This window comes from Pectobacterium sp. S5 (assembly GCF_051707265.1).
GTDB lineage: Bacteria > Pseudomonadota > Gammaproteobacteria > Enterobacterales > Enterobacteriaceae > Pectobacterium > Pectobacterium polare.
The window spans coordinates 1,952,941-1,967,023 of the sequence record NZ_JAULSZ010000001.1; the positions used below are offsets into that span (position 1 = coordinate 1,952,941).

General features: G+C 53.7%; 14 protein-coding genes, 1 pseudogene and 2 CRISPR repeat arrays. Of the genes and pseudogenes, 3 read left to right on the forward strand and 12 right to left on the reverse strand.

Features of this window, described 5'->3' with window-relative positions:
- The first annotated feature begins 12 nt into the window (after nucleotides 1-12).
- Nucleotides 13-1,365 (forward strand): pyridoxal phosphate-dependent decarboxylase family protein, encoded by a 1,353-nt coding sequence (locus QWJ20_RS08790; RefSeq protein WP_433992311.1) that lies wholly within the window; start codon nucleotides 13-15, stop codon nucleotides 1,363-1,365.
- Between the two features lie 89 nt (nucleotides 1,366-1,454).
- On the opposite strand, the gene QWJ20_RS08795 is transcribed toward QWJ20_RS08790, so the two are convergent.
- From QWJ20_RS08795 to QWJ20_RS08805, 3 genes and pseudogenes are all read right to left on the reverse strand, one after another.
- The gene (locus QWJ20_RS08795; RefSeq protein ID WP_010286715.1) at nucleotides 1,455-1,913 is read right to left on the reverse strand and encodes a hypothetical protein; all 459 of its coding nucleotides are present in this window, start codon (nucleotides 1,911-1,913) and stop codon (nucleotides 1,455-1,457) included.
- Between the two features lie 241 nt (nucleotides 1,914-2,154).
- Nucleotides 2,155-3,160: a CRISPR direct-repeat array (repeat unit 29 nt; unit sequence CGGTTTATCCCCGCTGGCGCGGTGAACAC).
- Nucleotides 3,161-3,244: 84 nt separating this feature from the next.
- A pseudogene (gene cas2e / locus QWJ20_RS08800) lies at nucleotides 3,245-3,394 on the reverse strand (type I-E CRISPR-associated endoribonuclease Cas2e); the annotation flags it as partial.
- A gap of 356 nt (nucleotides 3,395-3,750) precedes the next feature.
- Nucleotides 3,751-4,083 (reverse strand): hypothetical protein, encoded by a 333-nt coding sequence (locus QWJ20_RS08805; protein WP_433992312.1) that lies wholly within the window; start codon nucleotides 4,081-4,083, stop codon nucleotides 3,751-3,753.
- A 53-nt stretch (nucleotides 4,084-4,136) separates the two neighbouring features.
- On the opposite strand from QWJ20_RS08805, the gene QWJ20_RS08810 reads away from it, so the two are divergent.
- Entirely contained in the window at nucleotides 4,137-4,310 is a 174-nt protein-coding gene (locus QWJ20_RS08810; protein WP_433992313.1) for a hypothetical protein, read from the forward strand.
- 204 nt (nucleotides 4,311-4,514) lie between these two features.
- On the opposite strand, the gene QWJ20_RS08815 is transcribed toward QWJ20_RS08810, so the two are convergent.
- The 9 genes from QWJ20_RS08815 to casA all read right to left on the reverse strand — a co-directional run bounded on the left by QWJ20_RS08815 (nucleotide 4,515) and on the right by casA (nucleotide 13,103).
- The gene (locus QWJ20_RS08815; RefSeq protein ID WP_103861592.1) at nucleotides 4,515-4,931 is read right to left on the reverse strand and encodes a helix-turn-helix domain-containing protein; all 417 of its coding nucleotides are present in this window, start codon (nucleotides 4,929-4,931) and stop codon (nucleotides 4,515-4,517) included.
- Nucleotides 4,928-5,239: a type II toxin-antitoxin system HigB family toxin gene (locus QWJ20_RS08820; RefSeq protein WP_039482109.1), complete on the reverse strand. Its 312-nt coding sequence runs from the start codon at nucleotides 5,237-5,239 to the stop codon at nucleotides 4,928-4,930. The genes QWJ20_RS08815 and QWJ20_RS08820 overlap by 4 nt, the downstream gene beginning before the upstream one ends.
- A gap of 95 nt (nucleotides 5,240-5,334) precedes the next feature.
- Nucleotides 5,335-7,133: a CRISPR direct-repeat array (repeat unit 29 nt; unit sequence CGGTTTATCCCCGCTGGCGCGGGGAACAC).
- 84 nt (nucleotides 7,134-7,217) lie between these two features.
- Nucleotides 7,218-7,511: a type I-E CRISPR-associated endoribonuclease Cas2e gene (cas2e, locus tag QWJ20_RS08825; protein WP_039482111.1), complete on the reverse strand. Its 294-nt coding sequence runs from the start codon at nucleotides 7,509-7,511 to the stop codon at nucleotides 7,218-7,220.
- Nucleotides 7,512-8,429, reverse strand: coding sequence for a type I-E CRISPR-associated endonuclease Cas1e (gene cas1e / locus QWJ20_RS08830; RefSeq protein WP_012822191.1), 918 nt, complete (start codon nucleotides 8,427-8,429; stop codon nucleotides 7,512-7,514). It abuts the gene before it with no gap.
- A 27-nt stretch (nucleotides 8,430-8,456) separates the two neighbouring features.
- On the reverse strand, nucleotides 8,457-9,104 hold the full coding sequence (gene cas6e, locus QWJ20_RS08835) for a type I-E CRISPR-associated protein Cas6/Cse3/CasE (protein ID WP_433992401.1): 648 nt from the start codon (nucleotides 9,102-9,104) through the stop codon (nucleotides 8,457-8,459).
- Entirely contained in the window at nucleotides 9,104-9,838 is a 735-nt protein-coding gene (cas5e, locus tag QWJ20_RS08840) for a type I-E CRISPR-associated protein Cas5/CasD (protein WP_433992314.1), read from the reverse strand. The genes cas6e and cas5e overlap by 1 nt, the downstream gene beginning before the upstream one ends.
- Before the next feature lie 9 nt (nucleotides 9,839-9,847).
- Nucleotides 9,848-10,915 carry a type I-E CRISPR-associated protein Cas7/Cse4/CasC gene (gene cas7e / locus QWJ20_RS08845; RefSeq protein WP_433992315.1) on the reverse strand — a complete coding sequence of 356 codons (1,068 nt, stop codon included), beginning with the start codon at nucleotides 10,913-10,915 and terminating at the stop codon, nucleotides 9,848-9,850.
- 3 nt (nucleotides 10,916-10,918) lie between these two features.
- A complete protein-coding gene (gene casB, locus QWJ20_RS08850; protein WP_433992316.1) occupies nucleotides 10,919-11,551 on the reverse strand; it encodes a type I-E CRISPR-associated protein Cse2/CasB in 633 nt (210 codons plus the stop codon).
- Nucleotides 11,544-13,103 carry a type I-E CRISPR-associated protein Cse1/CasA gene (gene casA, locus QWJ20_RS08855; protein ID WP_433992317.1) on the reverse strand — a complete coding sequence of 520 codons (1,560 nt, stop codon included), beginning with the start codon at nucleotides 13,101-13,103 and terminating at the stop codon, nucleotides 11,544-11,546. The genes casB and casA overlap by 8 nt, the downstream gene beginning before the upstream one ends.
- 614 nt (nucleotides 13,104-13,717) lie before the next feature.
- Between casA and QWJ20_RS08860 the strand changes: the two genes are divergently transcribed.
- Nucleotides 13,718-14,080 (forward strand): type II toxin-antitoxin system HigB family toxin, encoded by a 363-nt coding sequence (locus QWJ20_RS08860; protein WP_433992318.1) that lies wholly within the window; start codon nucleotides 13,718-13,720, stop codon nucleotides 14,078-14,080.
- Nucleotides 14,081-14,083 lie beyond the last annotated feature (3 nt).

Sequence of the window (14,083 nt, forward strand, 5' to 3'; positions counted from 1 at the left end):
AAGGGAAAAAGCATGAGCGAACTGACGTTACTGGCTGATGCCGACGAGCGCGGCCGACGCTATCTGGCTGAGACGGCACAGCGTCGGGTTTTCCCCGATGCCGATGCCCTCGCAGCGCTGGCACGTTTTGATGAAGCGCTACCGCAACAGGGCTTCTCGCCCGAAAGCACGCTGACGCTGCTGGATGAGATCGGCTCACCAGCTACCACCGCCTCCAATGGCCCGAACTATTTCGGCTTTGTTATCGGTGCCTCATTGCCGGTCGCCGCCGCTTCCGAGCGATTAATGATCGCCTGGGATCAGTGCGCGTCCACTTTTGATAATTCACCGGTATCCGCCACGCTGGAACGCCTCGCCAGCCGCTGGGTGCTCGATGCTCTGAACTTACCCAAAGAAAGCGCCGTGGGTTTCGGCACCAGCGCCACCGCCTGCACGCTTTCCTGTCTGGCGGCCGCGCGTCGTGCTCTGCTAGCAAAACAGGGCTGGGATTTTGACAACGATGGATTGAACGGCGCGCCTGAAATTAAGGTCGTGATTTCGGAACTGACGCACATCACCGTGAAGAAAGCGCTGCGCGTACTCGGCTTTGGGCTACGCCATTTACTTATCGCGCCCGTGAATGCGTTTGGGCAGATCGATGTGTCGCAGCTTCCTCCGCTGGACGATCGTACGATTCTTTGTTTGCAAGCGGGCGAGGTCAACACAGGCGAGTTCGATGACTTTGCGCAGATCATTCCCATCGCAAAAGCAGCAGGTGCCTGGGTTCACGTTGATGGCGCATTCGGGCTGTGGGCCAGAGCCTCATCCCACGCTGCGCTCACCGACGGCATTGAGCTGGCCGACAGTTGGACAACCGACGCGCATAAGTGGCTGAACACCCCTTACGATTGCGCGATGGCGATTTGCCGCGATGCGGACGTGCTGGCGGAAGCGATGAACGCGGATGCCGTCTATTCCAGTGCGGCGCGAGATGCACAGAAGAACCTGACGCTCGAATTCTCCCGTCGCCCGCGCGGCATTCCGGTGTGGGCAGCACTGCGTACGCTGGGGCGCGACGGCGTAGCAGAGATGGTCGAACGACACTGCCGACAGGCAACAATCATCGCCGACGGCCTGCGCCATGCAGGATTTGAGATACTGAATCGGGTTGTACTTAATCAGGTTCTGCTGCGGGGGGAAACCGACAGCCAGACGGCAGCAATACGAGAAGCGTTGCAGGCGTCGGGCAAAGCATGGTTTGGCGGCACCGTCTGGCAAGGACGTCCGGCATTACGCATCAGCATGTCATCCTGGCGCACGCAGGACAGCAACGTGCAGGCGCTAATCACGCTGCTGACGGAAATCAAAGCTCAGGCCCAACGCTGAGCGAAACCTAAACAATGAGCGCGATATAAAACAACTCTCCCCGCAAATGCGGGGAGAGACGTCATCAGACTACGGTGCGCTGAAATACGCTAAACGTAAACGCTAATGCTGGAGACCTGCCCCTGAAAGCGGTTTAGCGCCTCTGCGGCACGTTGCAGGCTTTCGGTATTCTGCACTTCGCTACGGGATGATGCACCCGCGACACCTTGCTGAATGGTGTCGAAAACATTAATCGGCTGGAACACATTGGAAGGCGGAATACTCCCCCCTTCGGCTCTCGGCGACGAGACAAAACCCAACAGCGCGGAGCCTTCTTCACGCCCCAACCGCCCACTACTCACAAGGCCTTCAACCGTTTCATACAGCTCGGCTGGGCTAATGCGGGTGAAATCATACCGTGTCGTCTCACCGGCAGGAACAGCACCGCTACCCGCCTGATAAGACTGAAGCTGTTCGGACAGCGCCGCTTTCTCGGCATGCTCTGTGGAACGCTTCGCCATCACCTGCTGGCTGGCAAAAACGGACGACTCTGCGGCTTCAACTTTCATATCACCTCCTTACGGTAACGTATGGAAGACAAAATCATTGGCATAGCGCCTCACCGTGACGGTGGGTGCAAAAATGGCGTGCTTTAATACTGACACGCAATCCCCCATCGCGCCAGCCAGAAGCGGGATTTGACTCGTGCGGGGGATATTTAGACCAACATGCAACAAGGGATATAAGCCCAGCCTATCCCCGCTAGCGCGGGGAACTCGCCGTCCTAAACGTCCTCTGGAATTACATCCTCGGTTTATCCCCGCTGCCGCGGGGAACACGATGACGGCGTTTTTATTAAATAACCCATCACCGGTTTATCCCCGCTGGCGCGGGGAACTCTAACGGTTGATAATTTCCCGCCGCTGCTCGTTCGGTTTATCCCCGCTGGCGCGGGGAACTCGTGCTGAGCGCTAATCGTTTTCTGACTAACAGCGGTTTATCCCCGCTGGCGCGGGGAACTCGCCCTCGTCATCCTGATCGTCAAACAGGAACTCGGTTTATCCCCGCTGGCGCGGGGAACACACCAACTCCCAGCACAATATTGGCTACCGGCGCGGTTTATCCCCGCTGGCGCGGGGAACTCGGCATTCCGGCCAGAACAAGCCCGATCCCCGCCGGTTTATCCCCGCTGCCGCGGGGAACTCCTTGCGCGCTGCTCTTAATGCCTCTTGGCTACCGGTTTATCCCCGCTGGCGCGGGGAACACAATGTGCGCTCAGATGACAGGCTGCAAATCAGCGGTTTATCCCCGCTCGCGCGGGGAACTCGATTGGTGTCAGCAATGCAGATGCCGATCCGTCGGTTTATCCCCGCTGCCGCGGGGAACACTCGGATTTTGGGAGTTTGAGATAATCGCAACGCGGTTTATCCCCGCTAGCGCGGGGAACACGGGCTTCCATGTCAGTTACGGGAAAGCCAAATCGGTTTATCCCCGCTAGCGCGGGGAACACGCAGGCGCAACGGTCTGGTCTGGACTCGCACACCGGTTTATCCCCGCTAGCGCGGGGAACACCATGCGCATGACAGACGTAATCAATACGTTTGCGGTTTATCCCCGCTGGCGCGGTGAACACGTGAACGTCTCAACGTTGTTTCCTGTTGCGGCCGGTTTATCCCCGCTGGCGCGGTGAACACCAGCAAGCTGGCGCGATCAAAAACATCCATTACGGTTTATCCCCGCTGGCGCGGTGAACACGAATTCACCTTTCCACGTGCGGCGGAAGTTTTCGGTTTATCCCCGCTGGCGCGGTGAACACTCTAAAAGTAGAGAGTTGTTTTATAACACTTTTTTCGGCATAAAAAATTCTACCGATTTTTCCATGTTGTTAAGGTTCGCTAACTTATTGATTTTCAATAGGTGAAAAAGAGACTAACCGCAAACCATCCAGATCTACCGGCATTCGGCGGTTTTCGCCCCAGGTTTGGAGCCCAAAACCGAATTCCACATTCGCCGCCCACACCATCACTACGTTTCCCTGATTTGCCAGTTTGATTTCAGACAGCAGGAAAACGCTCAGTCGCTGAATTAAACGCTGTACACTTTTGCAAGAGTTATACCACTATGATTCTATTTCTAGGTAAAGAACTTCTCTGTTAAAAATATTCTTTCTCAACCGAATTTCAATATATCTTGTAAATACCAAGGTTTTTCATCCACTATATCTAATGATTACAAGCATATTGACATAAATTGGAAGCAATCAATGCATATCCGTCGCATTTAAGTAACACAGTAAATAATTAGCAGAGAATGTAAATGAAAAAACAACCCAATTAAATATAAAAATAATAATGAAAATTTTTATACTTGTGTTATAGGTTTAATAGATGCCGTTAAACCCCGGCACTAAGTAGCAAATAAAAGACAACCTAATGTAACAATCGTCTCCCACTCTTCGTCAATATAGATGAATAAAATGAGAGTTATTCTTGTTATATCTATCGCTATGTTGTTATCTGGGTGTATGGTTACAAAAACCATTGATAATAATTCACCAACGCTTGTCAGAAGCAGTTCAAGCCAGAGAGTTGGCATCTTAATGCCAAACAATGCCAATGTTAAATATTGTCCCGATGCTCCAGCAGATACGGCAAAAACTTTTGATGGTACTATGACTGCCGAATTGACTGACAAATTAGGCAATGATGGGAAAATTGATACCAGTTTAAAAACAGCCATAGTGGATCTAGCCAAAAGAAATACCACCACTAATGTATTAGTTTATTCTTTCTATGAATGGAGAACTAAAAGATCCTGAAGTAGCAAAACGATTCGATGCAGTTTTAAAAGTCGTTAGTGATATAGCAAAAGCAGATAAAGATATTGCTGAAAAGGAAAAATCAGAAGCAGAAGAGAAATTAATTCTAAGAAAATTCAATTTAAGTAATAATATTATAAAAAGGTAAACGAATACATTACCTATGTCTTATTAAATCACTAACTCTGTATTCTTTATATCAATACTGACAAGCGTGTCGGCGATTCATTTTAATCGTTTTTTTCTGGTTATTCCGCGCCCCTGCGGGGAATAACCAGCCATAGCACCACAACTCAGTTTATCCCTTATAAAGGCATCAGTTGCCCTTAGCAAGAATCGCTTAACAGTCGTGTCAATCAACAAAAGCACTCACAGGAATATTGAATCGTTTAGCAAGCGCTCTCATGTGATCCAGCGTTAGAGTGCGCTCACCTTTTAGAATGCGGGATACCAGAGACTTTTTACCAATCTCAGCTTCAAAATCACTCTGCGTTAGCTGATGCTGATCCATAAGGACGCGCAGTAAAGCGATACCGGCTGGGAGTGCTTTAACACGTTCGTTGAAGGCTGCAAACTCCGGCGCATCATCTTCGTATTTGTCAATTTTGGCAGTCAGCATATCGATTAGCGGACTGTCAGGTTCACTCTCGATCAGGTATTCGGTTAGTTTCAGCGCATCCTCATAATCCTTACGAGAGGTGCTGCCTCCGAGGAATGGTACGATACTCGTCAGGTTGTTAGCTGCCTTGATGGCGTCTGCGTACATCATTCTTTATTCCTCCGGTAATACTCTGTCAGCCTGTCGTACTCTGCATGGGATGTGATGTGCTTGATGAAGATTTTCCCTCGCTCAAAATCAGCAAAAAACATCACTCGAAGATGCCCGCCACCAATATCAATAACCCACCATTTTTCCCGATATTTCATCCTATCTAGACTAGGGAAGCGTTTTTTCATATCGTCCGGCGTTGCATACATTTCGCGTTTGATAACCCGATATAGGTCATCAAGTGCTGCCGCCTGATTCGGAAACTGAGTGGTTGCAGTGTCGAAAGGTGCCCGCGAAATAACATGCATTCTGATGCCTTCCCTAGTATTTCCAAATTGGAAACACCATGCCATAAACAGAACGAGTTGACAATATGGAAATATGTGTGATTTACATTTCACATCAGTTTATCCCCGCTGGCGCAGGGAACACTGCAACTGTAACGCCAGCCCCGCCTTTTTTCCCCGGTTTATCCCCGCTGGCGCGGGGAACACGTGACTGGCGACGTGAATTCAATACTAAAAATCGGTTTATCCCCGCTGGCGCGGGGAACACGGCGGGTCTGTGATTCAGCAATAGCACCGATACGGTTTATCCCCGCTGGCGCGGGGAACACTAATGTGGAGCTGGATGGTTTACCGTTCCGGCCGGTTTATCCCCGCTGGCGCGGGGAACACCCATTTTACGTGCCACATGCGGGTTACGTCGTCGGTTTATCCCCGCTGGCGCGGGGAACACCAAAGCGTAAGAATCACGCATTATTGACCACTCGGTTTATCCCCGCTGGCGCGGGGAACACGAGCAAGCGCCCAGAAGCAAAGCGGGTAGTAACGGTTTATCCCCGCTGGCGCGGAGAACACATCCGACTCTGGGTAGCGTCGATAGCAACGGTCGGTTTATCCCCGCTGGCGCGGGGAACACATTAGGATTGGCTTTTATCAAATTCGCGGGGTCGGTTTATCCCCGCTGGCGCGGGGAACACACAGGCATGTGAGCGTGTTTTAATGTCCTTCCCGGTTTATCCCCGCTGGCGCGGGGAACACTAGATCCTTTTACGATGGTTACGCGCACTTTGCGGTTTATCCCCGCTGGCGCGGGGAACACAACCCCAGAGATTTGACCACTAAATTTGGCTCCGGTTTATCCCCGCTGGCGCGGGGAACACGTGAACGTCTCAACGTTGTTTCCTGTTGCGGTCGGTTTATCCCCGCTGGCGCGGGGAACACACTGATGGCGGGGACGGAAGTGATGGGATTCTCGGTTTATCCCCGCTGGCGCGGGGAACACAAATGCATGTTGATTACTGTCACATGGAAATGCGGTTTATCCCCGCTGGCGCGGGGAACACGGCATATTGACGCGAACCTGAATGAACATACCCGGTTTATCCCCGCTGGCGCGGGGAACACTATTGTCAGGCTTCGTAATAGTGTTTCGGATTCGGTTTATCCCCGCTGGCGCGGGGAACACATTTTGTAGATGCCAAGTTTCTCATGCAGAGGCGGTTTATCCCCGCTGGCGCGGGGAACACACCTGGCCGACCGCGATAGTACGATCGCTAAACGGTTTATCCCCGCTGGCGCGGGGAACACTACGCGTGTCGGGGTCGCCCTGATTAGCATAGCGGTTTATCCCCGCTGGCGCGGGGAACACGTCCTGGTGCGTGAATAAATGTAAAGGGGAGTCGGTTTATCCCCGCTGGCGCGGGGAACACTCCCGCATGAAAGACGCTATCCAGATCGTGCGCGGTTTATCCCCGCTGGCGCGGGGAACACGTCCACTCCGCTAGCCTTTGCCAGCGCATTAACGGTTTATCCCCGCTGGCGCGGGGAACACTCGCCCAAGCATTATTCTTTTCGAAGAAATTGCGGTTTATCCCCGCTGGCGCGGGGAACACCGGATTCGGGTTCGTATCTGCCGTATTCGCTCCGGTTTATCCCCGCTGGCGCGGGGAACACTTAGATGAACCAAAGCTAAATGAAGTCATTGCCGGTTTATCCCCGCTGGCGCGGGGAACACACCTCTCAGCCTTGGCCCGCCGCCAGCTCTCGCGGTTTATCCCCGCTGGCGCGGGGAACACAGCGCGAAAGGCAAGATCTAAAATCAAAGAGGCGGTTTATCCCCGCTGGCGCGGGGAACACTCCATCGCGTTTGTTAGCACGCCGTAACGAGCCGGTTTATCCCCGCTGGCGCGGGGAACACTCTAAAAGTAGAGAGTTGTTTTATAACACTTTTTTCGGCATAAAAAATTCTACCGATTTTTCCATGTTGTTAAAGATCGCTAACTTATTGATTTTCAATAGGTGAAAAAGAGACTAACCGCAAACCATCCAGATCTACCGGCATTCGGCGGTTTTCGCCCCAGGTTTGGAACTCAAAGCCGGATTCCGTATTCGTCGCCCACGCCATCACCACATTGCCCTGTTCTGCCAGTTCGATAATCTGCTGCCAGACCATCTCCCGCACCCGCTGTGACGTATCACCGACATACACGCCTGCACGGATTTCCAGCAACCATACCGCCAGCCTGCCGCGCAAACGCGGCGGCACATTTTCCGTCACAACCACCAGCATGCTCATTTAACCTTGTCCTCGGTGACCGCTGTCACCAAACGGTTTCGGTTCTGGGATCGCCGGAGGCTGTGCATCGTCCGGCGGTAGCGGCGGCGTAATGCCACCCGCAGACAAGACTTCCTCAATCAAGGGAATCAGTTTGCTCAGCGTTTTCTGGCTGCGGAAAATATCACGACAGGCAAGCCGAACTTCACGATCCGGCTCAGCAGGGTTGCGGGCTGCAATTTCAAAGGCTTTCGCCACCACTCCCTCGAATTTGATGATGTCGGCAATGTCGTAGACAAAAGAAAGTGGTTTGCCGCTGTGGACAAACCCGATTGCTGGCGCATAGCCCGCCGCCAGCACGGCCGCTTCCGTAATGCCATACAAGCAGGAGGTTGCCGCGCTAATGCACTGGTTGACCTTGTCGCCTCGCTCCCAGTCTTTCGGATCGTAACGTCGGCCGTTCCATTTCACGCCATACTGCTGCGCCAACAGCGTATACGTTTGGCGTACGCGAGCACCTTCAATTCCCCTGAGCTGATCGACCGAACGGCGGCTCGGCGCAGGTTCACCAAAGCGTAGCTCAAACATTTTGCGCACCACTTTAAGGCGCAGTTCCTCATCCAATGCCAGCTTGGCCTGATAGAGCAATTTATCTGACCTCGCGCCGCCGGGCTGGCCAGACGCATACAGCCGTACACCCGCTTCGCCGACCCATACCAGCAGCGTCCCGACCGTCGCAGCTAGCCGCACGGCCGCATGAGAAACCCGCGTGCCCGGCTCCAGCATGATGCAGGCAACCGACCCCACGGGAATATGCGTGCGCACGCCGGTTTTATCCACCAGCACAAACGCACCGTCAATGACATCAATCTGCCCGTATTGCAGAAAGATGAGTGAAACCCGATCCTTAAGCGGGATCGGGTTGAGCGGAACATACATCGTCAACTCTCCCTGTAACGGAGCAGGCTACGCCCGTTTCAATAGCAGCAGGCCACACCCCAATGCTTTGCTTTTTCCTAACCCTTGTCGGGCAACCGTCGCAAAGCGTTCAGCATCCGTAATGTGGAGCACCCCGTCATAATCCACGCTGCTGAACATAATCGCCGCAGACTGGCCAGGCTTGTTCAGGCGGTGACGTTGATAGCCATCGACCCGACACGACAACACCGCAAAGCCCGCGTTTTCCCCCTGACGCACCAGCCAGTCATGAGCACGCTGCTGTTGGTGCTGCCACAGTTCTACACCGGATAGCCCAGTTGCTTTTGCCTGATGACGCGCATCCATCAGCACATCGCTACGCTTGCCGTCCCGCGTGACCACCGGGTTAGCACGCAGCGAAAATGCCAGCGTCATGCCGTTATGCCACTGCGGTTGATACGGTTTGGTTTCTACCTGAAATAGATTATGACCCACCTGCGGAGCCTGTTCGGAGAGCAGGTAAAACAGGCTTTTGGTCTCATGCGCTTCTTCGCGGAACAGAAACGACCGCTGTGGCTGTTCGGGGAAAAGTTGCCAGAGCCACTGGTGGCTGGCATAGCCCCCTGCGTGAAGCCGCTTTTCCGCCATCACGCGCGGCAACGCATTGAGTTGCAGTGTTATTCTGGAAAAATACATCATTCCTCTCCCTTTTCACTGCCGACATATTGCACGCGGGAAGTGAATTGCCAGCGCCGTCGATCGGCCGGCTGATCGTTCCGTGAGACGCGGTATTGCGGCGTTAGCCCCGTGTCGTTTTCCTGTTCCCAGTAGCACACACCTTCGGCACGACCGATCGTCTCTAATGCGAGGTCGTTCAGTGCTGGTGTTTGCTTCGCTAATTGCCACACCTCAGCCAGCGTGCCAGCAAACAGGTGTGGTGCCAGCGGCAGCGCAGGCGGACAGCTTTTACGTCCGAAATAGAGCGTAAACATTGGTGATAACAGCGCGTCCCGCAGCGCACTTAACGAGTAAGGCGCATCCGGCGTGGCGCTAATGGCGATGTGGTAATAGGCATCACAGCGGTATTCGCGTGAGGTCAGCATAGTTTCGAGCGATTGTCCCGCCTCTGGCCGCAGTTCATCACGCCTTGTGTAGCGCGGCACTTTGCGGTTTTCTTTCGGCATCTGCACCGTGTGGTAGTCATTCAACCAGGTTTCACGATCGGAAAGCGGCCGCACCGCCACGTGATAATGCTGGTTGAAAACCGTCAGCGCGGCTCGATCGTCACGCCGGATCCCCAGCGCCGCTGCCAACAGCCCCAGTAACGCCGAACGACTGGGCACCGTAGAGGTATGACGCACTTCACCAACCGCGACTTCCCCCCACGACACCAGCGGAGCATAGATCTGGAAGACCAGATAGTTATCCATATCGCGCTCCTACTGGCTGATGAAATCCAGTAACCCTTGCAGTGAACCGCCCTCACTTTCAGCTTCCACGTTCAGCTCATAGGAAGGAACGCTGCCCGCAGAGGCGTACACCCGATCAAATTTGGTTTTTTGTTTACGCAGCAGTTCGATGGCGTTATCGACCTGATCGTCATTGCGGATAGGTTTGAAAAACGCGACCGACAAGGTACGCGGCTGATCGCTTCCCTTCTCTGCCAGCGCATAGGTTGCCAGCGCCCGACTGGCAAAGCTGTTCTGCTTGCCACCCGGCGATACGGTCAGCGCCGTTTCCGTCAGCGCACGCAGGGTACGCGCCACCAGCTCTTCATCGTTATTCAGATTTTCCAGCAGCAGATCGCGGTTAATGCAGACATAGTGATAGAACAGCGCCGAGGCAAAGCTCTGTTCGCCCATATGCGCCGATCCGCTGTCGGCTGACGTATTCAGGTCATCCACCGCCGTGAAGAAATCGTCTTCGATGGTGACGGCACTCACGCCCAGCGCATGTGCTACCTGACAGGCCGCTTCGACATTGAATTCTGGCTCGGCGGCCAGCATCCTGCCAAACAGCGCGATATCAACGCTGGCGGCGTCCTTACGCAGTAGCTTTAGCTCTTCGCTATTCGGCTTACGTGATTCTGCGATCAGGCGAGCAACCAGTTGATTGATCAGCGCCCTTTCCTGCACGCTGAAATGAGCAAGCTGTTCGATATCGTATTTTTCCTGCGGGTCTTTACTGCCTTTTTCTTCTTTTTTCGGTTTACCGAACTGCTCAGCAATGCTCTTCGCCGCCTCATCGGCCAGCTTTTCACTCATACCGCCAGCAATCAGCGCCGCATAGATATCACGCCCTATGCGGCGACTACGAGTGCCGATATGGCCGTCCATTGCGGATTCAAAAACCTCAGAAGTGCGCCATGCACGTTTCAGGCTTTGCGAGGACACCCGCAAACGCTCGACGCCGCCGACGATTGCGGTTTTCGGACGACCCGCATCATCACGGTTCAGGTTGGAAGACGGATAAGCGGTTAAAAAATGAAGCTGGATAAAAGTGGTCATCAGTTATTCCTTGTCTGAAGCTGTCGTTAACATTGCTGTAGTGTCTGACTCATCGGCGGTGAGGTTTTGTGAGGCCTGCGCATACTCGCACGCCCAGCGCACGGCGTTGCGTCGTAAAGGGTGAAGCGTCGGCGCGCGGTTTTCCTGCCGCGCCTGCCACTCGTCCGCCCACAGGAAAATACCGTCCGCCAGCGAAGGGAGGTTCACGCCTGCCTCACCGCGTATTTGTACCGCGCGAAAAAGCTGGCGATACAGTTCTTCCGGCGTTTGCGACCGCTGGAGCCGTTCAAAACGTAAAGGGGAGAGAAACGGACGGTCGCCGCCCTGTTTTTCACCGAGCTGGGCGGCAAAGCTGGTCTTCAACATGTTTTTCGCCGCATGTGCCGCGACAGAAACAAAAATCGCCAGCGCCACAATGTGGTGCTCTTTTTTCAGTCTCGCTGCCAGCTTCCCCGCCAGATCGTGATATCCCGGACAGGTCAGCACACCGTAAGGGGGTTTAGCTCGGCGCAGTTCAGCACGCCGCGCCCGTCCGTTACTGGTGGTGTTATGGCGGTTTTGCAAAGCCTCAAACCAGCGATTAATTTTGTCTTCATCATCTTTGCCGATGACCAAAAGATCAGCCGTGTTAGCCATCCACTGCCTCCTGCATTTGTTTAATGGTTTCTGCCGCTTTTTGCTTATAGAAAAACGCGCTCAGCTTTTTCCGCGTTCCCGCCGCCTTAACCAGATCGCGGTGTTCGTCTGGGTTGCTAAACACGCGGGCATCGTAGTTCTCCAACAGGTAACGATAGAGCGCCTGCCGCCACGTTTTCAGCGCCATAGCGGGAGCGTCACCCTGCGCCAGCGACTGGCACAGCCGCCTAAAATTGGATTCCGTTTCCTGCCAGAACGCGACATCAATGGCGCTGAAATCCCCTTTTGCGTCCTTAGGGCGTGAAAACCAGGCTTCTTTAATCATCTGACGCAGCAGCGTAGCGCTGTCTCGCGCCAGCTCCACCGCCAGTTGCAAATGGTCTTTATATTCACGCAGCGCAAGGAGATCATCACGAAAACGGGCAGAGGCAAACAACTGCGGAACGTGGTGCTCATACCAGCAACGAGCCTTCATGTTGTCCATATCGTAGCCAAAACACCACAGCCCAGACTCTCTACGCAGTTCATCTCGCCGGGCATTGTGGTGCACGACCGTCGCGGGAAAGGTGCTATTGAGCTTATCTTCTCCCTGAATCAGCAGCCCCAGCCAGTCACGATACGCCAGCCCGCCCGGCTGCCCTTTCACCGACAGAAAAGGGGCATCGCCTTTCAGCGCATGACGATAGGGAGTGAGCGGGTGCCGCCAACTGTCGTACTGGATGCCATAGTTTTTGGTGCGATAGTGCGTGAGCAGCGTGGCCGATTCCGTACCGCACAAATCACATTCACCCGCCTGTAGCGTGGTGAAATCCAGCTCAATGCGGCGCGGCATGCCCCAATAGGCTTGCAGCCGATGCGCATTTTCCGGCGTCACGGGCGGGTGAGCGCCATCACTGGTAGGCGTAGCAGCTAACCACGGGAACACCGTGGCATCGGGTTTCCCCTTGGGCATTACCTCTTGCGTCACCACATTCATCCAGAGCTTTTTCCACAGCGGCAGACCGGTTTCTTCCGGCATGAGCAGCGTGGTGATCGGCCCACCGCCGCGCATCCCAGTGCGATGCCCTTGCCCGCCAGATGGCGCATTGGTTTGCAGCGTGAACAGCGCCATTGCCGCACAGTGCGGGCACATCGCACTGACCGTGCCGCGCTTGATGAAGTGATCTTTATTCAGCTTGAGCGTGTTGCCGCCGGGGGCATCGATCAGCAGTCCGGAAATTGGCGTCGGGTCGCTGTCGAGCGTGGCAAAATCCTGCATAAACGCGGGCTTCTGTGCGCCAAACTGCATCGCCGGTGCCAGCGTGGCTAACGCTTGCGGAAAATCGAGGCCAAGCCCGTTCTCCCAAATCTCTCTCCAGTCATCGTCATCGGCGGGGGCATAGGCGGTTTGCAGCAGGCCGATAAGAAGCTGATAGCCCGCGCCCTGCAAATCGGCACGCGGCCAGGCGAGATCGATAATATTGTCGTCGGGGAGCTGTTGCGGGGAAATGTTACCCATCCGACCATCCGCAAAGACGGCGGGCAACCAAGGTTCTTCAATCAATGAAAACATCGTACCTCCTGTGTGTGCCGCATCCCTGCGGCAATCCTGATTAAGGCTGGTTCTACCGTCTCTTTTTTAACGCATTCAGCCCGCGACGCCAGAGAGATGGCTCACGTTTGTGGCTGAGGGTAAATACGGACTCGCATTCGTTTGCTGTATGTCAAAGTAGTGAACATTTCGTGCACCACTATTTCACTATTCTTAAGCCACTTCATCGCACGAAACCAGCATATTCCTTGCAAATAACTAACCGATAAACACCCCAATTACGGCACTGCTCGCAAAAGCTTCAATCAGTATGACAAGGGTGGGAACTCCTGTTTGCCTGCTTCCAACGTCTGGCGATATAGTTGCCTCGCTGCCGCAAGCCCGACTACTGGGCGTGAGAATCCGAATGACTTCAAAGCGATAACGGACACGTTACGCGTGGCATCAGCCAATCGTTAAGCGATTGTCAGATTCACTCAGCAAGCGCTATTTAATTGGCACAAACCACAGGGAATAGCAGAAAAAGATCTTCCGCAAAAAGGGATATTTTGTATGTTAACAGCGCGCTCTGTGGGGTACCGAATACGCCGTATTTTTGCAATTATCGCAATTTGCGATATTATTAGGGAGCAAGAATGAGAGTCATCTCAGCCAAGGCCATCACCGACGCGATGAAAAAGCATGCGAAATGGAAAGTTGGTTTGAAGTTATGGCTGGATGTTTTTGACAAGCCATCACTGCGGTTTGAATCCTACGAACAGTTATGTCATGTATGGCGAAATACATCTTGCTGGAATGTCGATCGCATACCTTTCGCATTGCTAGAAAACGAAAGCCGCAAAGGACCACTTGATATATATGTATTTGATATTAATGGTAAAAGTTGCAGAATCATAGCATGGTTAAACCCTAATACGGGCTCTTTGTATGTGAAAGACGTGTGCTCTCACGCCGAGTACGATAAGTGGTGGAAAGCTCAAACGAAGACAAAAAGGTGAATT